We start from the raw sequence: 26,314 nt of genomic DNA, 5'->3' as shown, positions 1-26,314 counted from the left end.
ATATTTGAAAACAGGATTAAACTATAAATAATTTAACCCTGAGTTTTTTAACTTACACAGATTTTAGGATAGTGTCTATTAATTGCAAATTAGTCTATTTTAGTAGCATAAAAAAACTCAAAATTTATATAAATTTTGAGTTTTTTAATTTTAAAAAAGAATTATTTTCTAACTCTAGCAGAAGCTTGTTCAACTTTCAGTTTCAATTCTTCTTTGTAAGCAATAATTTTATTTAAAACAAGCTCATCTGAAGCACCAATAATTTGTGCTGCTAAAATACCTGCATTTTTTGCACCATCTAAAGCAACGGTTGCAACTGGTACGCCACCTGGCATTTGTAAAATTGATAAAACAGAATCCCAACCATCAATAGAGTTTCTACTTTTTACAGGAACTCCAATTATTGGCAACGGACTCATAGAAGCTACCATTCCTGGTAAATGCGCAGCACCACCGGCACCTGCAATAATTACTTTAATACCTCTTTTATGTGCGTTTTTAGAGTAATCAACCAATTTTTCTGGAGTTCTGTGAGCAGACACAATATCTACTTCTATTTTAATATCAAAACTCTCTAAAATGTCAATTGCTTCTTGCATTATTGGAAGATCAGAATCGCTTCCCATTATTATTCCTACCATAATTTTTATTTTGTACTGTCATTGCGAGGCATTTATAACGAAGCAATCTGTTTTTTAATTCAAGGATTACTTCGTTTGCACTCGTATTAACGTATTATTTACTGATTACTCTAATTGTTTCTTTTACTTCTTGCGCTACTTTTCTTGCAACTTCAATATCTTTATTTACAATAGTAACATGGCCCATTTTTCTAAAAGGATGTGTTTCTTTCTTTCCATAAATATGAGGCGTAACACCATCAATTTTTAGAATTTCTTCTATGTTTTCATAAATTACATCACCAGAAAAACCTTCTTCACCTACTAAGTTTACCATAATTCCGGCAACTTTACTATCTGTATTTCCTAATGGAAGATTTAAGATTGAGCGTATGTGTTGTTCAAATTGATTGGTATAACTTGCTTCAATAGAATAATGCCCAGAATTATGAGGTCTTGGAGCTACTTCATTTACTAAGATCTTATCATCTACTGTCTGAAACATTTCTACAGCCAACAAACCAACAAAATCTAAATCGCTTACTACTTTTAAAGCTATTTCTCTCGCTTTTTCTGCTACTTGAGCATCTATTCTTGCAGGACAGATTACATACTCAACCTGGTTTGCTTCTGGATGAAATTCCATTTCTACAACCGGATAGGTTTTTACTGCACCATCTGCATTTCTTGCCACAATTACTGCCAATTCATTTTTAAACGGAATCAGTTTTTCAGTAATACACTCAACATTTGGCAAAGAGTCTAAATCTTCTATATTTCTAACAATTTTAACACCAGTACCATCATAACCAAAACGAGCAGCTTTCCAAACAAAAGGAAAATCTATCGTGTTATTTTCATAAGAATGTTTAATTTCAGTTGAATGTGCAAAATGAGAAAAATCTGCAGTAGGAATTTCATGATCTACATAAAAGTTTTTCTGTCTTGCTTTACTCTGTATAATGCGTAAATCTTTCGGTTTCGGAAAAATGGTTAAACCTTCATCTTCTAGTTTATCTAAGGCATCTAAGTTTACATTTTCAATTTCAATAGTTAAAACATCTACGGTTTTACCAAAGTTGTAAACGGCATCAAAATCTAATAAATCTCCAACCACAAACGTGTTGCAAATTTCTGCACAAGGTGCATTTTTATTCGTTTCTAAAATAGAAGTATGAATGTCTAATTTTTGCGTTTCTGCTAAAAGCATTCTACCTAATTGACCTCCACCAAGAACGCCTAATTTAAAATCTGAAGAATAATAGTTTTTCACGTTGATAATTGTTGTGTTTAGGCAAAAATAAGCAACTTATCTAAAGTACCCTATTAATAATTACTGATTCGAATAGCGGTTCCGACTTTTGTAACTTTGTATTCTATTGCAGGGCAAATAAAACCTTCCGTTTGTGGAGCACCTCCAATACTTCTTCCAACACCATATTCGCTGCCATCACATTCGCATTTTAAAATAAAAGTTCCACTAAAAGTCATAGGTGTATCGCAGTCTCCAACGGGACACAATTTGTCATATGCTACAAATTCAGTTCCATTTACATTCATTAAAAGTATTCCTTTAGAGCCTCCACTCAACTCTACATAGCCTCCTGGTACATTTACGTCTAATGCTTCTGGATTAGTTAAATATGTAACACGATTTAGTGGTAAAGCTTGTATACATCCGTCTAAATTGTCATTAGTAGAGCAATTTAAAAAGGCTAAAAAGCAGCAGAATAATACTATTTTTTTAATCATACAAAAGTTTCATTTTATTTAAAACGTTAGCAAGTTACAAATATTTTGTATATTTGTTATTCAATCTCATTCCTGTTAGGGCAATGGGATTTTTTAATATAAACCCATGTTGGGTTTTTTTAGTGTAAAAGCAACTTGTTTTTAATAAATTTAAGAAGTTATTAAATTGAGGTTAGAAATTAAAATAAAAAAAAATGAGCGAGATATCTTATTATTCAGCAGAAGGATTAAAGAAATTGAAAGATGAATTGGTGCAACTAGAACAAGTTGAGCGCCCACGAGTAACTACAGAAATTGCAGATGCACGAGATAAAGGAGATTTAAGTGAAAATGCAGAATATCATGCAGCAAAAGAAGAACAATCTCATTTAGAATTTAAAATAGCCAAATTAAAGAACGTTATTTCTAGTGCAAGAATTATAGATGAATCTCAATTAGATACTTCTAAAGTATTGATTCATTCTATTGTGAAGATAAAAAATGTAGCTAACAAAATGGAGTTTTCTTATACGTTGGTTGCAGATTCAGAAACCGATGTTAGAAACGGTAAACTGTCTGTAAACTCACCAATAGGTAAAGGTTTGTTAGGTAAAGAAGTTGGTGATGTTGCAGAAATTAAAGTACCAAACGGAATTATGAAATTCGAAATTGTAAATATTTCTAGATAGTTTTTTTAGAAGCTATTTCCTGCTTTCACTACTCGCTTTTTTTACTTAAAAAAAGTAAAAAAGAGCTCAAACAAATAGCCTGTCTTGAGCGAAGTCGAAAGATTCAATTAGGGCTAGACTTGTTTGCAGGCTTTTAAGATTTCTTAAAACAAATAGACTTTTTATACAAGTTTAAAATTATAAATTCGGGTTTTGGCAATGCTAAAACCCGAATTCTTTTTTTACCTTTACTACTGTTTGTCAGATTGAGCGCAGTCGAGGTCTAATTTATAAATCAATTCCATAAAAAAATGAGCATTTTTACAAAAATCATAGAAGGAGAAATTCCTTGTTACAAAGTAGCAGAAGACGATAATTATATTGCTTTTTTAGATATTAACCCAAATGCAAAAGGGCATACGTTGGTAGTTCCTAAAAAAGAAGAAAACAAGTTGTTTGATTTATCTAAAGAAGATTATTTAAGCTTGATGGATTTTTCTTACCGAGTTGCAGAAGCTTTAGAAAAAGCAGTTTCTTGTAAAAGAGTTTGTATGAGTGTTATTGGTTTAGAAGTGCCTCATGTACACGTACATTTAGTGCCAACAAATGCAATGGCAGACATGCAATTTAATCAAAAAGTAAAATTAACAAATGAAGAGTTTGTTGCTTTGGCGGCAAGTATTTTATCTAAATTTGAATAAAAACTAATAACTCTAACTAAAAATGAAATACGCTGAATTTAATATAGAATCTAATAAAATTGAGTTTTTAAATTCTTTCTTTGGAGTTGAAAGTGTTTTGTTAAATGGAAAAATAATATCTAAGAAGTTCTCTTTTTCTGGAATTAAGCATAAAGTAAAACTAAAATATAGCGATTTAACATTAGAATCAAATTATAAACAATTCGATAAAAAAGAAATTATACTTGAATTGAAAAATAATGAAGAATTGTTAGATAAGCGAATTGTAAAAACAGACAAAAAACAACGTTTTTATTGGATGTTAATAGGAATGATTTTAGGTTTTGGTATTTATAAAATATTAGATTTCTTGCTTTAAAACTATACTGTATAAATTACAAATAATTAGTTGGCAAACAAGTTTAGCCCTGATTGAACGGTCTGTTTGAGCTCTTTATTGCCATTTTTTTTGGCAATAAAAGCGAGTAGAGAAAGCGGGAAATAGCTTCTAATTAAAAAGCCTACTATTATTTATAGTAGGCTTTTTAATGTTTAGAAATTAGTTTTTATTTCCTAAAAATAAATTATTCTACTGCTATTTTTTTAGTAACTCTTCCATTTTCTGTATCAATATTTACAATGTAAATAGCTTTAGAAAGAGTATTAACTTTTAATCTACTTTCTTTATTTGCAGTTTCAATATTGCTCCATTGTGCCACTTCTTGACCAAGTATATTAAATAGAGTTATCTTTTTTAAATCTAAATTACTGTTGTTGTTTATTACAATTTCTTTAGCGTTATTATCTAAGTAAATAGAAACGTTGTTCTCTAAAATTGCATCTTCTATACCTAATACTTTGCTTTTAATAATTTCAGAAAAAGCAAGTACAAAACGGTCTTTGTAGGTTCCTTTTGCAAGTGTTAAAACAATACTTTCATTATTAAGTAAATAAGATGTTCTTGTTAATTTATCTGTTATGTAGATGTTTCTGTCAATTTCATTCCATTCATCTAAGCTAATTGTTACTTGTCCGTCTTTAGAAATAATCAACTCTAAAGGAATTTCTAGTTCTTCAGAAATACTTTGTACACCAGTAATTACATATTTTTCATTAGTATTAGGAAATTTCCAATAGATATCTGTAGTTCCTACATCATAAATTTCAGTATCGTATCCTTTATCAAAGTCAAAAGAATTATTGTTTTTAAATGAAATAGCTAATTGTCTATGTAAACTGACGTTATTGTCATCAGTATAACTCATTCCTAATTTAATAATTGGCAATGTATTTGTAAAGCTTGTTTTAGCTTTTGATTTTCTGTTTTCACTTTTAAAGAAATGAGAATTTGTTCCTTCTTGTACATATTCTCTTTGGCTGTTGTTAAAAACAATAGGTCCAGAGAGTACATCGTCTCCTTCTATAAAAAATCCTTGTCCGATTGCTATAAAAGATTTTGGCTCTGTATAAGATCCATTACCCAAAGTAGGTGTGCCATTATTACTGTTATTATTGTCAACTACACTGTTTGCAGCAACGCCTCCAGATAAGTTTCTAACAGCATATCCACCAACATATCCGCCATAATTATGGCCTTCAGAACCATTTGTAGAACTTTCTTCTCCTACATGCTCCCAAAAATATAAACTACCGTTAGTAACTTCTAAATTATCTTCGATAAACTTTTTAGCACTTATTGCAGATGCATAAGGATTACCAACTAAATAAGAATCTCCAGCACTAATATAAGTTGTTAATTCACCGTCTTTAGGCGTACCTACAAAAGTATAGTTTTGCGCAGCACCAGATCCTTTAAAGGTAAATCCATCTGTTTGTGAAATGTTTCCACCTTTGTATTTGTGAGTCCAACCAGATCTTCCGTTAGATCCTGTTGTATATGTGTATACCCAATAACCTGCTATAGAAATAGGAGATGTAGTATTGCCATCATACCCACTCACAAAATTAATGTCTGTAATTGCAGAAGTTGCAGAGGTTGGTATTGTACCGTCTTTTAAAACATCTTCTATAGTAAATGTTGTAGCATTAAGCGTACGTACAGGAGAGCTTAAATAGTTATATCTATATTTACTTGATATTGTAGAGTTTTGGTCTACTAATAATTTACCATTACCAGTAACTTTAGAGGTTGTCTTATGCGTTTGAATTAACTGTGCCTTATTAGTGTTGTCTGTACTAATTAAACGTATTTCATCATTTGTATCTTTAATAATTATTTCATTAGTAACAACTAATAGGTTGTCTGTAACTGTAAAAATACTACTCTCTTTAACTTCTAATTTTCTAGCACTTAACTTACCGATATGATTATAATCTTCAGAAACTTTTACATTTCTAGACCTATCTGGGTATCCGTTTGTCCAAACACTATTGCCTAATACGGTAGTTCTGTCTGTGAATTGGAATCTATGTAAACCAGGTTTTATATTAGCTTCATCATTTGCTGTAGCTATTTCCGATAATAAAGGATCGTGTGCATGACGTTCTGTAGCGTTATCATTCGCTTCGTCTGAATAAGTAATAATAGCATCGTTAATAAAAGCGACCCATTCTGTTGTATCTGCAGTTTTATTTGGTTTAGAAACTTCATCAATACGAACATAACTTGTATTGTCTTCTATAGTTGCTATAACATCAATTCTTGTTGCCCAAGCATTATCATCAGAAGTTCTTGTTACAGCTATAATATCATTTGCAGTATCAAAATTGGTAACATTTGTATTTACAATTTCTAATACTGTGGAAAGCTTATTAGAAACAGTTCCTGCAGATATTAGTATAGATTCTCCTGGGTTAATAATACTCGTATTAGAGGTAAAAGCAGTAGGAGTATTACCTGTTTGATCTCCAGAAGTGTTTTTAAAGAGTGCAATAATTGCTGTATTTGGTGCAACGATATTTTGGGTGTCTTTATTGGTAATTTCTATCCAACGTTCCGTGGCTGTTTGGTACACTTGTGTAATCATAGCAACCCCACAGACATTTGTGTTTTTATCTAACGCATACGTATTGTAGGTTGATGTATAGTTTATAGAGGTTGTAGTATTATCATTAGTTTCTAAGCTAGCCGCTAATCCATTATCTCCAACAGGATTATTTGTAATGTTTATTATTGCGTCTGTAATATTGGCAATTGTATTATTGGTGTTATTTGTACCATTTCCATTAGTTACAATTGCACTTTCTAATACTGTAGGCACACGAGCTTCTATAGTATCTGGACAACCATCGCCATCAGAATCTAAATCTAATTGATTTGGTATGCCGTCGTTATCTGTGTCATTATTTCCTTCAGTTGTGTCTAAAATACCATCGTTATCATCATCAATATCATTAATATCTGCGATACCGTCTCCATCATAATCTCTTAAAATGTTAAAAGAAACAGAAGGAGAATCACTTGTAATATTGGCATCTGTTTGGTCTTGCGTGTTTGTAGCTGTATTTGTTTTAGCAACAGTAGCGTTAATACCCGTCATTGGATCTACTTTTGCAACAATTGTAATGGTTTCTACTTGGCCACTTGTAAGATTTCCTAATGTCCAATTAGGAGTTGTCCAAGAACCAGTACTTGGGCTTGCATTAACAACTGTTAATCCATTAGGCATTACATCAGAAATATTAATATTTGTAACAGGATTAACACCTTTACTTTCTACTATAATTTTAAAAGTAATATTTTCTCCTTCCATAACTTCAGTCTTGTCAGCAGTTTTGTTAACAATGATATCTGGGTTACAATAATAAGCAGAAATTGGTTGAGAATCATAGGTGCAACCTCCTTTAGAAACACGTACATAATAATCTCCAGATGTTGTTGGGGTGTAAGTAGCATTGGTTTCACCAGGCATTAAAACCCCATTATCATACCATTGGTAAGATTCAAAATTTTTAGTTACTACTTCAATGGTTCCATCTGGCAAACAGCCTCCACCGGTTATAGCTAATTCGGTAACAGGTACGGTATCAAAACCAGAAAAATAACCAGCAATACCTCTTGCTCCATTAAACCCTAAAAATCCTACGGCTATTGGTCCTGTAGAGTTTACAGACACATTTCCTGTTAGTCCTGTAATATAAAACGTTTTCCATTCTGATGTACCTGATACAGTTTCCGCAGAAGGTAAAGCAACTACATTGTTGTCATTGGTAACAATAATGTCTGAATTGGCTGTGGTTGTTGATGCTACAATGTATAAACCACCTGATGCTGTAATTCCAGAGATATCTTCTATATTAGAAATATAATCCATTGTGTCAGGCAATAAACAATTTACGGGAGCAACAAAATTTAAACTTACTGTAATAATAGATGAACTACCTGAAAGTACTTGGTAAGCATATACATTTTTTGTTGAAGATACAAACATGTTTTTACCAGATGTAGTGCCAGAATATTTAGAAGATGGTATTTCTGCATACTCTCCAATACCTATGGTAGCAAAAGGAGTCGTTTCATTATTTACATAAATTTCTGTGTTTGCTTGGGTTCCTATAATGATTACAAACTCATTCGTTGTACCACCGTTACCACGCACAAAAACATAGTCTTTTCCTAATTTGTCTTCTGGTACAGGTTGGTCTGCTCCAGCATCTCTGCTTGCACTACTTGGGTTTACACCAAAATTTAACATTCCGTTACTAATGGCAATATCTTTGTCTGCATCAATAGAGGCACCAATCCATCCGTCTACATTGGCAGTGGTAGCGTCTTTTGCAGCTTCAAGTACATAAGACTGTCCTTTGTTTAGTGTAATGTTTATGGTGTTAGCAGTAATGCCGCCAACCGTATTTGTGGCTCTAAATTTACAATTTGTATTATAACCACTTATTTTTATTTTGGTATTGTCTTCTGTAGCCATAATACCTAATGTAGCACTCATTGTTTTATGATTTGCTTCAATAGGAGCGCCTCCCCATTTAAATTTTAGACCTAAAGCAGCTCTACCTTTAGAGGTAATTGAGGCTGCTTGTGAAGAAGATCTACCTCTATAATTTACATAAAATTTTTCTCCATTTTCAGATTCAAAACGCAAACCACTGTTAGATAAAATGATTCCTGTATTGGCATTGGTTACTAGAGTTATATTGTTGTCTCCATTACCTGGGTTGTAGGTTTTTGGAGTTGCTTTTGATAATGATATGGTTGTAAGTGCTGTAGTACTAGTACCTTTATATACTTTTACATTGAAACTTGAAGTTTCTGGAGTAGATAAATAGATGGTTTGTTCTTTGATTGCTTGATTGTTAGCATCTTGTTTTAATGGCGGAAGAATATGTAAATCACTTAATTGACTATAACCAACTTGTGTGAAGGTTAATAAAATTATGGAGATTAATATTTTATGTAAATTATGTTTCATTAGATGGTCTTTTTAAATTTTACTTAACATTTGTAAGGTGTTGTAAAATAGCATGTTGCTATACAAAGATAAAAAGTACTCTAGAAAAATAGAAAATTATTATTTGATTCCCCTCGTTAAGCAAGGTGAACAGCAAGTTACTTTCTTTAAACGGTATTTTTACTGATTAAAAAAGGACTAATAGTAGCTGTGATTGGTGTTTTAAAGCTATTATTTTCGTTATTTTATGAGGAAGGATGGTATGTAGTTTCTTTTTAGTATAAGAAGAAACTAAATTTTATTCAGTGAAATCTCAAAAGTAGTTCCTTTTCCAATTTCAGATTTTTGCACAAATATTTTTCCTTTATGATAATCAGAAACAATACGTTTAGAAAGTGATAAACCTAAGCCCCAACCACGTTTTTTTGTGGTAAAACCTGGTTTAAAAATCTGTTTAAATAGTTTTTTAGGCATTCCTTTTCCGGTGTCTGAAACTGTAATTTTTACTTTCTTGGTTGTATTCTCTATGTTTAGATCTAATTGACCTTTACCCAACATAGCATCAATAGCATTTTTGATGAGGTTTTCTATAACCCAACCAAATAATTCTGTGTTTAAATTGGTGTAGATTTCGGTGTCTGAAGTTGTAAAAGAGAAAGAAATTTGCTTAGAACTTCTAGACTCTAAATAATCGAAAGCTTGTTTTGTAATAGCAACCACATTTTCTTTTTCAAGTTCTGGCGTAGAGCCAATTTTAGAAAAACGATTGGCAATAGTGTTTAACCTGCTAACATCTTTTTGTATTTCTTCTACATATTTATCATCTACTTTTTCCATTTTTAAAATGGCAATCCACCCTAAAAGAGAAGACAAAGGCGTACCAATTTGATGCGCTGTTTCCTTAGCCATACCTGTCCAAAGTTTATTGGTTTCCGCAACTTTATTAGAGCTGTAAAACATATAAATAACACTTACAAATAGAAATAAAATTAAAATTAATGCAATAGGATAATACGTTAATCTGTTTAATAAATCTGAATTTCGATAATAAATAAACTGTTTATTTTTTCCTTTATAACTAACCTCAATCGGTTGGTTTTCTGCCTTCATTTCTATCAGTTGCTTTTCTAGATATTTAGGGTTTAAGGCTTTTACAGAATCAAGATTCTGAAAATATTCTATTTCTCCTTTATCATTTACCAGAATCATGGGAATATTGTTGTTATTCTCAATAATTTTTAAAGGCAAATCTACATTAGCATCTAAGTTGGTGTCGCTAGCAATTTCTTTTTGAGCAGTTGCTAAAATTTCCATTTTTATACGCTCTTCATGCTTAAATTTCTGAAAGAAAGTGTAGGTGTTCCATAAAATTAAAGAAACAATAATAAACGAAACAAGTATGGTAATTCGTTTAAATAAAAGGGTATTAGAAAAAATGTTCATCAAAACAAATATAAGGTTTCCTCTGTATAACTCATTTAAAGATTAGATAGTATCTTTACAAAGCAAATAATATTTGCCAGTTAGCATATTTACTTTTTATCAATAATTTATTTTGATAAAAGTATCAAACGGATATAAAGACTTCGTTAAACTTTTTAGTTGTGCTCTAAATGGCAATTAATAAAATTTATAAGTATGCTATCCATCAATCCAAAAGAGATTTCTACCCAAAAATTACATCGTTATTTATTAGGCGCCATTGCTCCAAGACCTATTGCTTTTGCTAGTACGGTTGATGCAGATGGAAACCCTAATTTATCCCCTTTTAGTTTTTTTAATATTTTTGGAGCAAATCCACCCATATTAATTTTTTCTCCTGCTAGAAGGGTAAAAAATAACACTACAAAACACACGTTAGAGAATGTATTGGCTACCAAAGAAGTGGTTATAAATGTGGTAAATTATGCCATGGTACAGCAAATGTCTTTAAGTAGTACAGAATATCCGCAAGGTGTAAATGAGTTTGAAAAAGCAGGGTTTACCATGTTGCCTTCAGATCTTATAAAACCATTTAGAGTAGCAGAATCTCCAGTGCAATTAGAGTGCAAAGTAAATGATGTTATTTTTACGGGTGATGAAGGTGGAGCTGGAAATTTAATAATTTGCGAGGTGGTAAAAGTACATATTTCTGAAGACGTTTTAGGAGATGACGGAAGCATAGATCAGCATAAAATAGACTTGGTGGCAAGAGCAGGAGGTAATTTTTACACAAGGGCTAAAGATGGTTTTTTTGAGATACCAAAACCAATTACTACTTTGGGCATTGGAGTTGATAAAATACCTTTAGAAATAAGAAATAGCAACGTGTTAACGGGTAATAATTTAGGCATGTTGGGCAATGTAGAACAATTGCCAACAGAAGCAGATGTTAATAACTTTAAGAAAGATCATTTAGAGTTTATTGGACTAGAAACCACAAAAAAACATACATTTGCCCAAGAGTATTTAAAAAAGAATGATGTAGAAAGTGCTTGGAAAGTACTTTTATTAAATTAGAAATTATGGAAGTTATTGGTAAAGTAAAATTAATTGGAGACGTTCAAACATTTGGATCAAACGGATTTCAAAAAAGAGAATTAGTGGTTACAACAGATGATCAATATCCGCAAATGATTAATATCGAGTTTCAACAAGATAAAACTGATTTATTAAACAATTACAAAGTTGGGCAAGATGTAAAAGTATCTATCAATTTAAGAGGTAGAGAGTGGATTAACCCACAAGGTGAAGCTAAATATTTTAACTCAATAGTTGGGTGGAGAATAGAAAACTTATCTCAAGCATCTGCAGGTGGTAATTTGCCTCCAGTAGATCAATTTGAGCCTGCATCTAAAGTTACAGATGAAGAGCCAGACGATTTACCGTTTTAAATAGTATTAAGATTTTTAGCATTAAGAATCAAGACAAATAAAAAGAGAGATTTCATTATTGAAATCTCTCTTTTATATTTTATAAAGGTTTGTTTATTTTTTGTTAGTTTGTTTCTTGCGTCTAAAAGCGAAGCAGTCTAAAAAATAAAAACTTATTTCTTTTCACCTTTTTTAGGCATTGGTCCTCGTAAATGAACAACCAATCCGTTTAAGAAGTTACGCAATATTTGATCTTGACATTCTACATATTTTGGGTGTTCTTCACTTCTAAATAAGGCACCTAATTCTGCTTTACTTACTGTAAAATCTACCAAAGCACAAATTTCTACAATATCTGTATCGCGTAATTTATGAGCTACACGTAGTTTTTTTAAAATGTCATTATTTGTTAATCCCATAATACTAATATAATTATTTTTAATCTGAATTTAATCTACAACCTGAAAAATTGCCCAAGCATATATTGCAAATCTAATAAAACGAAATAAACCAAAAAACACAACTTTATTAAAAGGGTATTTTATCATTCCTGCAGCAATACAAGCAATTGAAAAAGGCAATGGAAATAAAGCACCTACTAGAATTAAAATACCACCCCATTTGCGAGTGTTTTTTAAATTCTTAGCCATTTTTACTTCTAAATATTCTTTAACCGATTTAATTCTTAATGCAGTTTTACCTATAAAGTAAGAAACTAAACCACCAGAATATGATAATGTAGCTAAAATTGTTAAGTTTAATATTGGGTCAGGTGTTTTTTTAGACCACGCAATAAAAATTTCTGGAGGCACTAGGCCTAACAAGGTTTCAGAAACAAAAAAGAATATTAAAACCGTAAGTCTAGAAACCGTTTCTGTAAAATGGTGCAATCCATCATTGATATTATATACATATTCGTTAAAAAGAAATAAACATGCAACAACAATTACAATTGGCCAGAAAGCTTTCTTTAAACTCTCCCATATAAACATATAGAACCCCGTTCTATGAAAATAGGAGTGCATTAGTTTTGCTCTATGCGTTTTTGTTTTTTGTTTTCTTTTTTTTGCCATTTTTAGATTTCTCTTTTTCTTTAAACAGAGTACAAAAATAAGGACTTAATTTTTATAAAGTGAACAATAATTTATATTCCTACTCTTTTATGAATTCCTTAATTTAGCAACAAATAAATTTTTATGATTTGGCTTACAGATAAAATTGAATTTCCTCCCTATGAATTAACTACAAAAGATGGAATTATCGCTTTAGGTGGAGATTTATCTGATGAACGGTTAATTTGTGCCTACAAAAATGGAATTTTTCCTTGGTTTTCGGAAGGAGACCCTATTGTTTGGTATTGTCCGTTAGAAAGAATGGTATTGTTTCCTGGTGAAATTAAAGTGTCTAAATCGATGCGAAAAATTATACAGAAAAATGAATTTATCATCACGGAAAATAAGGCGTTTAGAGAAGTAATTTACAACTGTAAAAATATTGAAAGGAGTGATGGTTTTGGTACTTGGATTACTGATGATATGGAGCAGGCTTACATTAATTTACACCATAAAGGCATCGCAAAATCTATAGAAGTTTGGCAAGACAATCAATTAGTAGGTGGTTTATATGGTTTAGAGATTAACAATATTTTCTGTGGAGAAAGTATGTTTAGTAAAGTTTCTAATGTTTCTAAATTGGCATTTATTCATCTCGCTAAAAAGAAAGAATACACTTTAATAGATTGCCAAATGTATAATGATCACTTAGCGAGTTTGGGAGCAAGGGAGGTTGATAGAAGTTCCTTTCTTAAAATTTTAAAATCTTAGTTTTTCATTATTGTCCGATAAAAGACATAAGACCGCTTCGCTTTTAGAATCAAGAATCAAGACGGTGCTCTAACTGCCTGACAAACAGATCTAATTTCAACTAAAATTAGTATATCTTTCCTTAATTAAATTATTAAAAAACAAGAGTGTCATTTAAAAAGTATGCAAAATTACTTATTTACAAAGGTTTATCAAGAAAAATAATCGGACACTAATCAATATTTTTATGAATTGAGGGATTGGAATAATTATTGTAGATGTTTTAACAATCAAAGTTTTTTATGAAAAAAACACTCGTATTAATTGTACTATTATGTGCATTACAATCTTCGTCACAAGAGAAAATTGGAAGACCTTTTTTTACAGGGGATGTTAATTTTACTTTAGGAGTTAATGAAGATTATAAAATAGGTCCGGATGATGACAATGGTCCTTTAATTATACCTTCTGCACTATTTTTTAGAGTTGGTTTTGGTTATGAATTTAAGCGAAAATTGGCTATCGCTTTTAATTCAGGTTTTGATTATCATTGGAACTATGCCGTAAGTGCTTTTCCTACGTATGGAAGTTTAAAATATAATATTACAGAAAAGGATGATGATGCTTTTTTTGTTGAAGCGAGATATGGGAAAATGTGGACGCCCTCTTCTAATTATCCTGATGGAAATTATTTTGGTTTAGGGATAGGTGTACAGGTTGCAGGAGAAGAAAGATGGAACACTGTTATTCGATTAGACTTTCATAGAAAAGGAATCATTGGTTTTGAAAATAACAGGTTAAATAGTGTTTCTTTAGGAATCGGATTTTCGTTTTTCTAAAAATCTGGCACTACTGTAAAACTCATTTTTTTATGAGTTGTTGGGTGCGAAAATTCTATAAACTCTGCGTGTAAATGCAACCTATTTTCTTTGTTTCCATACAAATCATCACCAACAATTGGGGTGTTTAATCCGTTTATGTGAGCAGCATGAACTCTTAATTGATGTGTTCGTCCTGTAATTGGATAAAAGTGAACTCTCGTTTTTCCATTTTCCCTTTTGATGATTTCCCAATCTGTTTCTGCATTTTTCCCATGGACAAAATCTACTAATTGCTTGGGTCTGTCGTCTAAATCTACACGTAAAGGAAGTTTTATTTTTCCACTTTCTTCGGTTAGGTTTCCATCTAATAAAGCAACGTATCGCTTTTTTACAGTTCTGTTTATAAACTGACTTTGTAATACTTTATTAGCTTCTTTTGTTTTGGTTAATAATAAAATTCCGGAAGTAGACATGTCTAATCGATGTACAATTAATGGCCCTGTTGCATCTGGATATTTTTCTTTAATACGAGTATATACTGAGTCGGAAATATCTTTTCCTGGTACAGATAAAAACTCCGTTGGTTTATTTATAACCAATAAAACATCATCTTCATAAATGGTTTCTAATACCTGTTTTTCTGCCAAATTTTCTAACAATAAATTTTCATCCATAGCAATACCCTCTAACATGTGTGTTAAAATAGGTTTACATCTACCTTGGCAGGCAGGATAAAAGTTTTTGTGTTTTCTAATTGCTGAGTTTGGCGAAATTCCCCACCAAAATTCGGCCATACAAATAGGCGTATAGTCGTTTAAAAAAGCGTGTTGTAATAATTTAGGAGCTGAACATTCACCTGAACCAGCAGGAGGTTTAATTTCGGGATTATTAAAAATGTTTAATAGGTTTCGTTTCTCTTTTTTATGATTTAAGAAAGCATATTTACTAAAAAGAGTTTGTTGTAAATAATTAGATTTTTCTTTTCTATCTTTTTTTAAGGCTGCAATTTTATCTTCAAAAAGTGCTAATTCTGTTCTTTTTTTTGCAATTTTATCTTCGTAGTATTCTACTAGTTCTTTGTAATAAAATTGGTCATTAAAACTTTCTTGGACTAATACTTTGTAGAGGTTATTAAAATCAACTTCGTTTAAAGTTGCTTGTCCGTTTGTTTTTCTAGACTTTCTATCCTTTTTCTGAAGTTTTAATTTTTTCCTTTCCTGTGTTAAGTCTTCTTCAATTTCTTTCGATAATTTAAAAAAGGTTTTCTTTAGTTTTAAATAACTTTTATCCTTTTTTACAAGAGATAATTGAGCGTTTATTTGGTCTATTTCTTTTTCACCTTTAATATAGAAACTTCCTTCTGTTCTCATGTTAAAAACTGGCGGAACAAATTTTTCTGGCAAACTTTTATCAGCTAATTTTCCTGAAAAGGCAGCTAAATAACCAATTTCATTTTGTTGGTTTTTAACCACCAACACCCCAAACATTTTACCGATTGGCAATTCGTTTTCCTCTTCTGTAAGTCCAAAATTGTGTTTAAAATCTGTCTGATTTTCTAAATATTCTTGCAATTCATTTGTAGCAATGGTTGCTAGCTGATGAGGTTGATAATAAAACGGAAACGTAAATTTTTCTGGAAGTTCAGCGCTAGAAATATCTGCTTTAAATTTTTGGAAATAAGTCAAATTAAAAAAATATCAAGTTAAAGGCTAAAAGTTGCACGTTGCAATCGGTCGTTAATAGATTTTCCTAAACCATGCTCAGGAAATCGTTCTGCAATAATTACATCTAATTTTAGATGGTCTAATTCGTGTAAAGAATCATATAATTTAGAAGCAGCTTCATGCAAAGATCCTTTTTCTGATAAAATAATTTCTGTTAGAGAATCATCATTTAAAGAATTTTTAAAAGGTAGCGCACCAATTTTTTTACCTACATGCTTTTTAACTTCATTCGCAATATCATCAACCAAAAAAGTACGAGTTGCAGGCGCATAATGTCTTGCCAACATGCCTGGAGCATCCGGACTTACTTCTTCTTTATTTTTAATGATAATTTTACCAACAACTGCTTCAATATCTTCTAAAGCCAAGGCGCCTAATCGGTATATAATTGGTTCATCATTTATAAAACCAATAATGGTAGATTCTATTCCGTTTGTACAAGCTCCTCCATCTAAAACTTGCTGAATATCATGCTTAAAATAACGTTCTACGTGTGCAGGTTTTGTAGGACTTATGCTTCCAAAAGGATTGGCACTTGGCGCTGCTAAAGGAAATGGTAGTTGTCTTAATAACTCTAAAGTTACCGGGTGATTTGGTACACGAACGGCAACTGTATCTTTACCTGCAGTAATAATATCAGGAATATTTTTGTCTTTTTTTAAGACCAAAGTCATAGATCCTGGCCAAAAAGCAGCTGCTAATAACTTTGCTTTTTCAGGAATGTGCGTTACGATTCCTTCTAAAGCATCAACAGAAGAAATATGCACAATTAACGGATTAAAAAACGGACGCTTTTTAGTCGAAAAAATGCTTTTTATTGCCTTTTCGCTAAAAATATTTCCTGCTAAACCATAAACGGTTTCCGTAGGTATGGCTACCAGCTCTTCGTTGGTTAACAATTGTATTGCCTTTTGTATGTCTTTAGAAATGATGCTCATTGATTATTCTTATAGACCACAAATTTAATTATAAAATAGCACAAATAGGTTTAGTTCGTTTGATAAGAAATAAAGTTCTATTTTTTTTTGATAATTAATGCTGTTTTTGTTTTGTTATGAACGTAGGTTCATTAACTTTGAGTAAAATTTAAGAGATGCCTAGACCTCATAAGAAAAGAAAAGTAAATCATCCACCAAAAATGCTGGGTTTTAAACCGTTTGGAATTCGATTTTGTGATACGGAGCATGTCGATATGCAGTATGAAGAATATGAGGCGGTAAAATTGGTTATTTATGATAATCTTTCTCAGGATGCTGCGGCAGAAAAAATGGAGGTTTCTAGACCTACGCTTACTAGAATTTATAACAGTGCCTTAAAAAAAATTGCAAAAGGATTTGTGGAGGGGAAATCGATTGTTATTAAAGGCGGAAACTTCGAATTTGAAAAAGATTGGTACAAATGTAAAACGTGTTTTAAATTAATTGACGGTGTTACAAATCCGACAACATGTGGCGATTGTCCTGACAATGATAAAGATGAGTTAGTGAATCTAAATGAATAGAATATGCCGAATTTTGATAACAATGGTCCACAAGGTTTAGGACCAAAAACAGGAATGAAATTAGGGAAATGTAGAAAAAACAAATCCGATGTTAATCAATCACTAGAAAATAGGCCTTTTAGAAAAGGAAGACGTAAAAAAGACAATAGGAGAACAATAGTAAAAATAACTGATTCGTTATGAAAAAAATAGCAATCCCAATAACAAAAGACAACAAGGTTGCAGACCATTTTGGAAGATGTAAGTATTATGAAATCTATACTTTTTCTAATACAAATGAAATTTTAGACTTAAAATTGTTAGAGTCGGATGGTAAGTGTGGTTGTAAATCTAATATTGTTAGTGTTTTAGTAAAGGAGTGTGTAACATTTATGTTGGCAGGTAATATTGGTGATAGTGCAATGAGTAAATTAGTGGTTGCTGGTATTGGCGTAGTACGCGGTTGTTCTGGTAAATCTGCAGACGTAATTTTAGAATTTGTTGAAGGAAAAATTTCTGATACTGATGTTAGTTGTGCAAGTCATGATCACAAACATAAAAAAGGTCATGCACACGCATGTCATCATTAGTAATTATTATATTATTTAAAGATTAAAAAGCGTAAGATGAGGCATCAACTTAATGTTGAAAAACCAGAACAGAATTGTTATGATAACTGATCTTTTTCAATTAAGACCTCGTTATGGGGAAGTCGATAAAATGTGCTATGTATACCATGCCAATTATGTAATTTATTGTCATCAAGCACGCAATGAATTATTGCGAAAATTAGGTTTAGATGAAGTTAAGTTAGAGGAAAATCAAATAATGTTACCTGTAATTTCTTTTGATATAAAATACAGAAAACCAGCTCATTTTGACGAGTTGATTACCATAAAAACAATTATCAAAGAAATGCCAAAGGTTCGTTTCAGTTTTGAATTTGAAATGACAAATGAACAAAAGGAGTTGCTAAGTAAAGCTAAATTAGATGTTGTTTTTGTAGATATTCAGTCTCGTTTGCCTAAAAGAATTCCAAGTTTTATTGAAAAGAAATTAGCTACTTATTTTTAAAATGTAACTGTGTAAAATAATTGATTTTAAAAGCTAATTATTTCTAGTTAGAAACCTATACGGTCTCTTTTTGTAATTGATTTAATAATACAGAGTTAAAAACTGAAACAGTTCTGTGGTATTACAGTTTATATAAATAAAAAATTAACAAAGTAATTGATTAATTAACCCTTTTTTTTCAGAGTTTTGCAACTGAAAAAATACTAAATATTTACAGATTAAATAATCCGTAAAACATTCTCATTAGAGAAAACGACGTTGTAATAAACGTTTAAAATAAAGCACTTATGACAAATAATATACCGATAGAAGATCAATATAAAAGAACGTCTTTATTTGAAAAAGAAAATATTAATTATCTAGTTCATGTTTTAAAGCGTTTTAATACGGTACCAAAAATAAATAACATTAATATTATTACTTCTAATACAGTACCAAAAGTTTTTAAAATTGTTCCGAATAAATCAATAATCATTGGAGCGTTGTATTTAAGAAACCCCGTTTTAGCTTTAGTTTATTTACGATACGGAATAGAATGGCAGCTTTGGTATAAATCTTTAGAGGGCGAAAAAAAAGACACTTCTTTATGTAATATTGCAGCGCTAGAAGTAACTAGAATATTCTACAAATTATTACCTAAAGAAGATAAAGAAAAGTTAGAAAATGTTGATTATTTTTTAATTAACTTAATAAAAAGTGATGATAGCTTAAATGCAGAATCTCTATTAAATCATGAAGAGTTAGAAGCATTTCATGGATTAAATACTGGAGATAAAATATTTGAAAAATCTTGGAAGCCAATTGTTGATAATCTAGCAAAACCTACAGAGTATTTATTAATGGATGGTGGAGATTTTAGGTTAAATATAGATGAAATAGCTTTGTTAAATAAATATGGTTGTAGGCCATTTCCAAGACCAGAAGCTTTTACGTTTGCCTCTTCTACAGCAACAAGTGTGTCTAATTTTGCTTTTGATAAAACAGATAAAGCTAGAAGTATTTTAATTAAGAATAGTTTAAAAAACGGTTTTAAAGAAAGTGCCATTGAGTTTTCTGAATTATTAAAAAGTAATTTGAGAAAAATTTTTACTTTAAATGATGCTTGCGAAATAATTTTTTCTCCTTCAGGCACAGATTCATCACTTCAAATAGCTGCTATTAGTCAAATTGTTACCGACAAAGAAATTACGCATATTTTAGTTGCTTCTGATGAAACGGGTAGTGGAGTTCCGGCAGCCTTAAAAGGATGTCATTTCGAGAATAATACAGCTTTGAACTATCCCGTTAAAAAGGGAGATAAAATGGAAGGTTTTAGAGATGTAGATTTAATTAAAATTCCGTTTAGAGATGAAAAAGGAATATTAAAATCATCAGAAAAATTAGATGCAGAAGTTTTAGAAGCCATTACTGAAACTTATAAATTAGGAAGACAAGCGATATTGCATGTAATGGATCATTCTAAATTAGGCTATCAATCTCCTAGTGTAAAAATGATGCAAGAGATAGATGATCTTAAAGAGGTGTCACTACAAGTAATTATAGATGCTGCACAGTTAAGATTAGATCCTGCAGACATTCAGAATTATTTAAACAAGGGGTATATTGTTAGTATTACCGGAAGTAAATATTTTACAGGACCTCCGTATTCTGGAGCATTAATTTTTCCGGAATGTGTGAGTCAGCAAATTACTGATGCCAAAAAGAAGTTGCCTAAAGGATTAACGCAATATTTTAATCATTCTGATTGGCCAGTTAATTGGTTTTGTTCTAAAGAATTATCGGACGGATTTAATTATGGTTCTTATATGCGTTGGAATGCTGCTATAGTAGAAATGGATAGATATTATAAAACGCCTATTTTATACAGAAATATGGGGATTGAGATGTTTTGTAATTTTATAGAAGACTCTATAAAAGACGCAGCCTTTTTAAAACCTGTTTATGGTGATAAACCAAATGTAGGTAATGAAGAATTTGGAATAAGAAATATTCGTACTATTTTTCCTTTTTTCATCCTTAAAAATAAAGAAGTATTATCTGTAGAGAATGTAAAAAAATTATACACGCTTTTAAACTCCGACCTTTCTAATAAGTTTGAAGGAGAATCTTTAGATATTATAAGGCTTGCGGCACAAAAGTGTCATATTGGGCAGGCGGTAAACGTTAAGTATGAAGATAATATACAAAGTGCTGTTTTAAGAATTAGCTTAGGTGCTAGGGTAATTTCAGAAAGTTGGGTAAATAGAGATATTAGTCTTTATTTTAGAAATATAGAAGCGCAGATGAGTCAAATTACTGTAATTATTAAAAAAATAGAATTGATTCTTAATACTCCAGAATTATTAAAATAATTTTTAATTGATTAACACATTACCTTGTAGTTAAACTTACAATGTAATGTGTTTGTTTTTGCAATTCTGATTTATTTTTAAACTAAAATCGTCTACTTTTTGCCAATTGGTAAATTCTATTGGTTCTTTAGATTTTGTAGGACCATCCGTTAATCTCATAATTAGTTTAATCATAATTCTGTCTATTATTGAATATGATTTATAATCTAATTTACCTGCAAATACTTCTAAGAAATCTGGAGTCCAATTTATTTCTTTTATAAATTTAATTAGATAGGGATTTGTAGAAGGGGTGTTTTTATCTTCTTTTCTTGCCACTAAATTAACTGAGAAAAAGGCCGTTTTTATTTCTTTAAGATGCTCTTTGTTTTTTAAGATAAATTCATAAACTTGTTTGTTGTGTTTTCCATATCTAATACTAGCTCCAATTATTAGTGTGTGAAATTCAGATAAATTACCATTAAAATTTTCAATTGAAAATAGTGCTGTTTTTATTTGATTTTTATTAAAATTAGCACTTAGCTTTTTACAAATTTTTTTAGTCTGTCCGTCTATAGAAGAGTAAATAATTCCTATCTTTCTTTCCATAACATTATTTCGTCACTTTGTTTTGAATGATTACTTTCATACAACAAAACGTTCTTGTTTTTTTACAGCTACTAATTTACGAAATTCAGTCCATTTTTAGTCATTTAAAGACAGATTTTAGATCAGTTTTATTATATTCATTTTATAAAAAGAAGGCTTTTTAAGAAGTCTGTTTTTGTTAGTTTTTTTTAAGATAAACGTGCCTTAATACCGTGTTTTCTAAAACTAGCTAAATTCAATTTAAGAGATTAAATGCATTCTTTTTAATTTTCCTTCTTCTATTTCTCCTTTGTTATTTGCTTTTAAAAACTGGCCTGTTTCAACATTCAAACAAGTTAACCACATGCCACCATGTGCAAAAGTATCAATACAAATTGTGTGACCAAAATCTGCTATTTTTCCATTTATCCGAGCAGTATGTCCGCAAATCACTGTTTTATTTGCGTCATAAATTGTTGGTTTTTCAAACTTCTTATGATATAAATAATGCTCATTTTGTTCCTCTAAATGCTTGTTTTTTTCAAGTCCTGCATGCACAAAAATAAATTCTCCAATTTCTAAATAAGGTAAGCAAGAATCAATAAAATTCCAAAGCGTTTTATCTATTTGATGCATCCAACTTTGGGTATCATCAATATTATAGGAGTTTAATGTAAGTGATCCTCCATAATCGTTTAGCCAATGCTTAAATATTTTGGTGGAAGATTTGGCAAGTGTCATCATTACCTCATGGTTGCCACGAATAAATTCGAAGTCGAATGTTTTGTTTTTTTCAATTAACCAATCAATAACGCCTTTGCTATCAGGGCCCTTATCAATATAGTCTCCAAGAAAAACAACTTTATCATTTTCTTTTATCAAACCCTGTTGAAAAATAGTTTTTAATGCGTTTATACTACCATGTATATCTCCAATTGCATAAATTGCCATAATAACTTTTGTTTTTATACCATGTAATCTAAAGTTTATATTAATTTTTTTTTACTGTTGATAAACATTAAGATTTTAGTAATTTATTTTTTTTAATCTATAGATTGTAAGTTATGTGAATTTTTGATGTAAGGTTTTCGATGCAGTTTTATCAATTACCAAATTTACAGCAGATAATTTTGAAGTAAGAATTCTAGCACAACTACTTGATCCAATTACCTTTGTTTTCTCTATTTTCATCAATTAAGATAACCTCATTTCCATTTCAAAGATGTATTAATGCTTTGTCTAACGGTTACTACTAGTTGTTTGTATTGTGTTTAATGCTGCTAATTCCATTTTGAATTATGTTTAATTTTTCGATTAACAAAATTAATATTATTTGAAGCCAAACTTTTTGACATAAGTCAATAAATTAATATGGATTGTAATTTATTTGAAGACGAGTATTTTTTAATGTCGAAAATTAAAAATTGTTGTGCTATCAATTAGTTTAAGGGAGATGTGATTAATTGATAAATAAAAATGGTAGCGCTACAGCTTAAGCTATTATTGTTTTTTTATATTGTTGTCTGCTGTTATTTATTTCGATTCTTTTACTTCCTTTTGAGAAATAATAGGTTTGCCGTTTAAGGCCTGAACTAATGTAGATGTTGCAAGAAGTCCGTAAAGTACCGAAATAACTATTGTTGCTTTTGTGTTTTTAAAAATATAAAAAGAAAGCAATGGGAGTACTTGTAAAGCATGCATTCCTATAAAGTGAGAAACTCTTAAATCGCCTACAGTTTTACTCCAACCCACAAGCCACCAATTAGAATTATCGTTAATAGCTCCAACACTATGGTTCATACGAGACCCCATTAAGCCTCCTTCGAATGAAAAAATAACAAAAATTAAAATACCCAAACGAATTGACCAAACATAATAAGTTGGTAAACTTGTAAAAGACTGTGTAAAAAAAAGTACACCAATATATGCTGTATATAGCGTAACAAGTACTGCTATTAAGCCCATTAATGTATATAAAAGGGAATATGTTGGTGTGCTATTATTGAAGTGAGATAATTGTCCTTTTGATGCTTGAAAAATAATATATATAAGCTCTAAGCCGAACAATGTAATTACTGTCCAATTAAAAGGTGTTACATTAAAATCGGACAGATAATGGCAATACCAAGCCATAGTCCAAGAATATAATCCTATTGAAGCTGCAAATTTGAAAGGCTTAAACCAAGCATTTACACCATGTACCTGTGCAGATGTTGTTTTGGTTAGAACGATACATACAATTGAAAGAATTACACATAACAAACCAAAATAAAATAAGTATTCGTTACGGATTTTCAGTTCTTTAATGAAGCTGATAATTCCTTCAATCATAGTGTTGTTTTTTATTTAACCTTGTATTTCGGAACAAAAGAATTTAAACAATAAAGCATTGCTCCATAAGTAAATATAAGAGTAGGCATATTGGTGTTAAAACCTAAATCAAATTCAGGAATACCTAAAATATCTCTAAATGAGTGTGTTGCAATTAGTGTCATAAAAACAATTCCATAAGCAAAAACAGAAATAATGGCAATTTTATTTTTAGTAGTTCGTATAATTTCTTTTTTTGCCTCTCCTCTAAAGAAATACCAAAGTGATACAATGATGAATGTTACTTCTATAAAAATTGCTAAATATACGTTAGAAGCATACAAGCCAAGACCAGCGTCCATTGTACCTGCTCCAAATAGATGATGCATGTGGCCAGAAAAGAAATCTAATACAAAGTGTACTAATACTAAAGCCATACTTACTAATCCTATTTGCGTGCTTTTAAATAATAATTTTCCAATTACAAATGCAATAGCTAGCCAGAATAATAAAGGTGCTAAATCATGACTATATAACATATCAACAGCCATGTTACTTAAAGTGGCATCAAAAGCATCACTTGGTGCAGTAACTTCAAGTCCTAAATAATGGAATGTAAACCACAATAAATCTTGTAATTGTGATATGATTAAAAAATAAAGGAAAGCTCCTTTTGGGAACTTTTGCTTAGCTATTAATGCGGTTGTAAAATGTCCTGCTAACATAATTCTTGTTTAAATTTTTGTATTTTTGCTACTGAATTGAAAGCAAAAGTAATAATTACTTTCGAATTGATAGTAATAATCTGTAAAAAAAATGAAAAAAGAATTTCGTTCTGGCTGTCCAATCTCTTCTACATTAGATATTGTAGGAGATAAATGGTCTTTGTTAATTATACGAGATATGTTAATTAAACATAAAAAGACGTTCAAAGAAATATCTGATTCAGACGAGAGTATTGCGCCAAGTATTTTGTCTGCACGCTTAAAATTGTTGGAATCTTTTAAATTAATATCCAAGACAAAAATACCTGAAAACAAAAAAGAAAATATTTATTTGTTAACAGAAAAAGGAATTCGTTTAACTCCAATAATTATAGAATTCAGTTTGTGGGGTGATGCTAATATGCGAGAATTTAATGAAATAAAGAATATAGAGGGTTTAAATTTAGATAAGTCTTATGTTATTAAAACAGTTGAAGATCGTTATAATTCTATGTTACTTAATTTTCAATAATGCTTGGATTTAATTGCTAAATAGTTGTGTCCTTTTTCTGTTTTAATGTATGTAATATCACTGACCCAAAGTTGTTCGGGTCTAGTAGGTATTTTGTTTTGAATGAGGTTTTTATATTTTTTAAATAGATGATTATAGTTTGTGGTAGTTATGAGGTTTTTGAGTTTAGGTACGAGTAAATTATACAGTCTTAATACATCAAAAAATTTATCTCTACCGATTTTTAAGTTCTTTATAGAGTTTTTTACCGCCAGTCCTAGAGCTTACTTTTTTACGATATTCTTTGACCAACTTAATTATTTTAGTGTCGTTTATAGCTTTACATTGTTTTACTTTTTCTCTTTTGTAAGAGGCTTGTTTACTAAACCCAAAACACTGATAGAACCATTTTCTTTTAAACGGTTTTTCTTTTTTAGTTCTATCTCTTTCGCTAATGTTTTTGGTAACGACTTTTTTGACAAATCGACGCCAGTAATGATTTCCATATCTGCAATAATATCTTGCTGAAAGTCCTTTACAAACTCCAGTTCTTCAATACGTTCCTTTAGTTTTTTAATTTCATCTAATTTACTCATACCTGTGTTTTGTTGGACTAAAGTACTATATTTTTTGATCCAATACCCAATTGTCGTCCTTGGAACCTCATATTTTTTGGAAGCAAAGTTAGTGGAAATCTGACCATTTTGAATTTGGTCAACGACAGATAATTTGAGTTCAAGTGTTACTTTTTGGTAGCTTTTTTTTCGCCAGTGTTCTTTTTGTGTTTTCATAAGTGACTATAATTAAATGTTTAATTTTTAGTCAACCTATTTCAGGACGCTTCATTTTGGTAATGGTATATAACGGTCTTGTGTATGATTAGTTGCGTGGTTAAGCAACTAATTTAGCAAATAAATCACAGATAGAATATTCCGCAGGAATGTTCGTAAGTTGGCAGTGACCAAGTAATTAATTATACACGGCTTAAGTTAGCATTTTAATAAAAACACTAAATTTAAGACATATAATAAGAAAGCACAAAAGAGAGGAATAAGG

General features: G+C 30.6%; 27 protein-coding genes. 13 read left to right on the top strand and 14 right to left on the bottom strand.

Translation table 11 applies throughout. The annotated features are described in order from the left end of the window. Positions 1–161: 161 nt before the first annotated feature. The 3 genes from purE to GQS58_RS16405 all read right to left on the bottom strand — a co-directional run bounded on the left by purE (position 162) and on the right by GQS58_RS16405 (position 2,372). Positions 162–641 carry a 5-(carboxyamino)imidazole ribonucleotide mutase gene (gene purE / locus GQS58_RS16415; protein WP_165733879.1) on the bottom strand — a complete coding sequence of 160 codons (480 nt, stop codon included), beginning with the start codon at positions 639–641 and terminating at the stop codon, positions 162–164. Positions 642–735: 94 nt separating this feature from the next. Beyond that, a complete protein-coding gene (locus tag GQS58_RS16410; RefSeq protein WP_166387901.1) occupies positions 736–1,893 on the bottom strand; it encodes a 5-(carboxyamino)imidazole ribonucleotide synthase in 1,158 nt (385 codons plus the stop codon). 53 nt (positions 1,894–1,946) lie between these two features. Further along, positions 1,947–2,372 carry a phosphoribosylaminoimidazole carboxylase gene (locus tag GQS58_RS16405; protein WP_166387899.1) on the bottom strand — a complete coding sequence of 142 codons (426 nt, stop codon included), beginning with the start codon at positions 2,370–2,372 and terminating at the stop codon, positions 1,947–1,949. A 194-nt stretch (positions 2,373–2,566) separates the two neighbouring features. On the opposite strand from GQS58_RS16405, the gene greA reads away from it, so the two are divergent. The 3 genes from greA to GQS58_RS16390 all read left to right on the top strand — a co-directional run bounded on the left by greA (position 2,567) and on the right by GQS58_RS16390 (position 4,078). Further along, on the top strand, positions 2,567–3,040 hold the full coding sequence (gene greA / locus GQS58_RS16400) for a transcription elongation factor GreA (protein ID WP_068449307.1): 474 nt from the start codon (positions 2,567–2,569) through the stop codon (positions 3,038–3,040). A gap of 290 nt (positions 3,041–3,330) precedes the next feature. After that, positions 3,331–3,720 carry an HIT family protein gene (locus GQS58_RS16395; RefSeq protein WP_165733875.1) on the top strand — a complete coding sequence of 130 codons (390 nt, stop codon included), beginning with the start codon at positions 3,331–3,333 and terminating at the stop codon, positions 3,718–3,720. Between the two features lie 22 nt (positions 3,721–3,742). After that, positions 3,743–4,078 carry a hypothetical protein gene (locus GQS58_RS16390; RefSeq protein ID WP_165733874.1) on the top strand — a complete coding sequence of 112 codons (336 nt, stop codon included), beginning with the start codon at positions 3,743–3,745 and terminating at the stop codon, positions 4,076–4,078. A gap of 205 nt (positions 4,079–4,283) precedes the next feature. Here the strand turns inward: GQS58_RS16390 and GQS58_RS16385 are convergent, their stop codons facing one another. Next, positions 4,284–9,083 (bottom strand): T9SS type A sorting domain-containing protein, encoded by a 4,800-nt coding sequence (locus GQS58_RS16385; RefSeq protein WP_166387897.1) that lies wholly within the window; start codon positions 9,081–9,083, stop codon positions 4,284–4,286. Positions 9,084–9,353: 270 nt separating this feature from the next. Continuing rightward, positions 9,354–10,505 carry a sensor histidine kinase gene (locus GQS58_RS16380; RefSeq protein ID WP_166387895.1) on the bottom strand — a complete coding sequence of 384 codons (1,152 nt, stop codon included), beginning with the start codon at positions 10,503–10,505 and terminating at the stop codon, positions 9,354–9,356. A 195-nt stretch (positions 10,506–10,700) separates the two neighbouring features. Between GQS58_RS16380 and GQS58_RS16375 the strand changes: the two genes are divergently transcribed. Continuing rightward, the gene (locus tag GQS58_RS16375) at positions 10,701–11,561 is read left to right on the top strand and encodes a flavin reductase family protein (RefSeq protein WP_166387893.1); all 861 of its coding nucleotides are present in this window, start codon (positions 10,701–10,703) and stop codon (positions 11,559–11,561) included. 5 nt (positions 11,562–11,566) lie between these two features. After that, positions 11,567–11,935 (top strand): DUF3127 domain-containing protein, encoded by a 369-nt coding sequence (locus GQS58_RS16370; RefSeq protein WP_068449396.1) that lies wholly within the window; start codon positions 11,567–11,569, stop codon positions 11,933–11,935. Between the two features lie 152 nt (positions 11,936–12,087). Here the strand turns inward: GQS58_RS16370 and GQS58_RS16365 are convergent, their stop codons facing one another. Together GQS58_RS16365 and GQS58_RS16360 are read right to left on the bottom strand one after the other, a co-directional pair. After that, positions 12,088–12,333 (bottom strand): DUF1456 family protein, encoded by a 246-nt coding sequence (locus tag GQS58_RS16365; protein ID WP_166387891.1) that lies wholly within the window; start codon positions 12,331–12,333, stop codon positions 12,088–12,090. A gap of 30 nt (positions 12,334–12,363) precedes the next feature. Next, complete coding sequence (locus GQS58_RS16360) at positions 12,364–12,987, bottom strand: YqaA family protein (protein WP_166387889.1); 624 nt, start codon at positions 12,985–12,987, stop codon at positions 12,364–12,366. Positions 12,988–13,110: 123 nt separating this feature from the next. Here GQS58_RS16360 and aat point away from each other — a divergent pair, with 123 nt between their 5' ends. Both aat and GQS58_RS16350 read left to right on the top strand, forming a co-directional pair. Next, positions 13,111–13,737: a leucyl/phenylalanyl-tRNA--protein transferase gene (gene aat / locus GQS58_RS16355; RefSeq protein ID WP_166387887.1), complete on the top strand. Its 627-nt coding sequence runs from the start codon at positions 13,111–13,113 to the stop codon at positions 13,735–13,737. A gap of 281 nt (positions 13,738–14,018) precedes the next feature. Continuing rightward, a complete protein-coding gene (locus GQS58_RS16350; protein WP_166387885.1) occupies positions 14,019–14,555 on the top strand; it encodes a hypothetical protein in 537 nt (178 codons plus the stop codon). Here the strand turns inward: GQS58_RS16350 and GQS58_RS16345 are convergent. After that, complete coding sequence (locus GQS58_RS16345) at positions 14,552–16,222, bottom strand: RluA family pseudouridine synthase (RefSeq protein ID WP_166387883.1); 1,671 nt, start codon at positions 16,220–16,222, stop codon at positions 14,552–14,554. The genes GQS58_RS16350 and GQS58_RS16345 overlap by 4 nt on opposite strands. 17 nt (positions 16,223–16,239) lie before the next feature. Beyond that, on the bottom strand, positions 16,240–17,199 hold the full coding sequence (locus GQS58_RS16340) for an L-threonylcarbamoyladenylate synthase (protein WP_166387881.1): 960 nt from the start codon (positions 17,197–17,199) through the stop codon (positions 16,240–16,242). 155 nt (positions 17,200–17,354) lie between these two features. Between GQS58_RS16340 and GQS58_RS16335 the strand changes: the two genes are divergently transcribed. The 5 genes from GQS58_RS16335 to GQS58_RS16315 all read left to right on the top strand — a co-directional run bounded on the left by GQS58_RS16335 (position 17,355) and on the right by GQS58_RS16315 (position 21,166). Then, positions 17,355–17,762 carry a DUF134 domain-containing protein gene (locus GQS58_RS16335; protein WP_166387879.1) on the top strand — a complete coding sequence of 136 codons (408 nt, stop codon included), beginning with the start codon at positions 17,355–17,357 and terminating at the stop codon, positions 17,760–17,762. A gap of 3 nt (positions 17,763–17,765) precedes the next feature. Then, positions 17,766–17,945, top strand: a complete 180-nt coding sequence (locus tag GQS58_RS16330; RefSeq protein WP_166387877.1) for a DUF5320 domain-containing protein — start codon at positions 17,766–17,768, stop codon at positions 17,943–17,945. Continuing rightward, on the top strand, positions 17,942–18,331 hold the full coding sequence (locus GQS58_RS16325) for a NifB/NifX family molybdenum-iron cluster-binding protein (RefSeq protein ID WP_165733862.1): 390 nt from the start codon (positions 17,942–17,944) through the stop codon (positions 18,329–18,331). Before GQS58_RS16330 ends, GQS58_RS16325 begins: the two co-directional genes overlap by 4 nt. Positions 18,332–18,410: 79 nt before the next feature. Continuing rightward, positions 18,411–18,815, top strand: coding sequence for an acyl-CoA thioesterase (locus tag GQS58_RS16320; protein WP_166387875.1), 405 nt, complete (start codon positions 18,411–18,413; stop codon positions 18,813–18,815). Between the two features lie 287 nt (positions 18,816–19,102). Next, positions 19,103–21,166, top strand: coding sequence for a hypothetical protein (locus GQS58_RS16315; RefSeq protein WP_166387873.1), 2,064 nt, complete (start codon positions 19,103–19,105; stop codon positions 21,164–21,166). A 36-nt stretch (positions 21,167–21,202) separates the two neighbouring features. On the opposite strand, the gene hemG is transcribed toward GQS58_RS16315, so the two are convergent. The 4 genes from hemG to GQS58_RS16295 all read right to left on the bottom strand — a co-directional run bounded on the left by hemG (position 21,203) and on the right by GQS58_RS16295 (position 24,768). Further along, positions 21,203–21,754 (bottom strand): menaquinone-dependent protoporphyrinogen IX dehydrogenase, encoded by a 552-nt coding sequence (gene hemG / locus GQS58_RS16310; RefSeq protein ID WP_166387871.1) that lies wholly within the window; start codon positions 21,752–21,754, stop codon positions 21,203–21,205. A 240-nt stretch (positions 21,755–21,994) separates the two neighbouring features. Next, complete coding sequence (locus tag GQS58_RS16305) at positions 21,995–22,684, bottom strand: metallophosphoesterase family protein (protein WP_166387869.1); 690 nt, start codon at positions 22,682–22,684, stop codon at positions 21,995–21,997. Positions 22,685–23,266: 582 nt separating this feature from the next. After that, positions 23,267–24,064, bottom strand: coding sequence for a hypothetical protein (locus GQS58_RS16300; RefSeq protein ID WP_166387867.1), 798 nt, complete (start codon positions 24,062–24,064; stop codon positions 23,267–23,269). Positions 24,065–24,075: 11 nt separating this feature from the next. Then, positions 24,076–24,768: a hypothetical protein gene (locus tag GQS58_RS16295; protein ID WP_166387865.1), complete on the bottom strand. Its 693-nt coding sequence runs from the start codon at positions 24,766–24,768 to the stop codon at positions 24,076–24,078. A 91-nt stretch (positions 24,769–24,859) separates the two neighbouring features. Between GQS58_RS16295 and GQS58_RS16290 the strand changes: the two genes are divergently transcribed. Next, the gene (locus GQS58_RS16290; protein WP_166387863.1) at positions 24,860–25,279 is read left to right on the top strand and encodes a winged helix-turn-helix transcriptional regulator; all 420 of its coding nucleotides are present in this window, start codon (positions 24,860–24,862) and stop codon (positions 25,277–25,279) included. Between the two features lie 329 nt (positions 25,280–25,608). Here the strand turns inward: GQS58_RS16290 and GQS58_RS16285 are convergent, their stop codons facing one another. Continuing rightward, entirely contained in the window at positions 25,609–26,049 is a 441-nt protein-coding gene (locus GQS58_RS16285) for a helix-turn-helix domain-containing protein (protein WP_166387861.1), read from the bottom strand. Positions 26,050–26,314: the final 265 nt, after the last annotated feature.

This window comes from Polaribacter sp. 11A2H (assembly GCF_011379025.1).
Lineage (GTDB): Bacteria > Bacteroidota > Bacteroidia > Flavobacteriales > Flavobacteriaceae > Polaribacter.
Note: the sequence above shows the minus strand (reverse complement) of the source record. Positions and strands in the feature narration are given on the sequence as shown.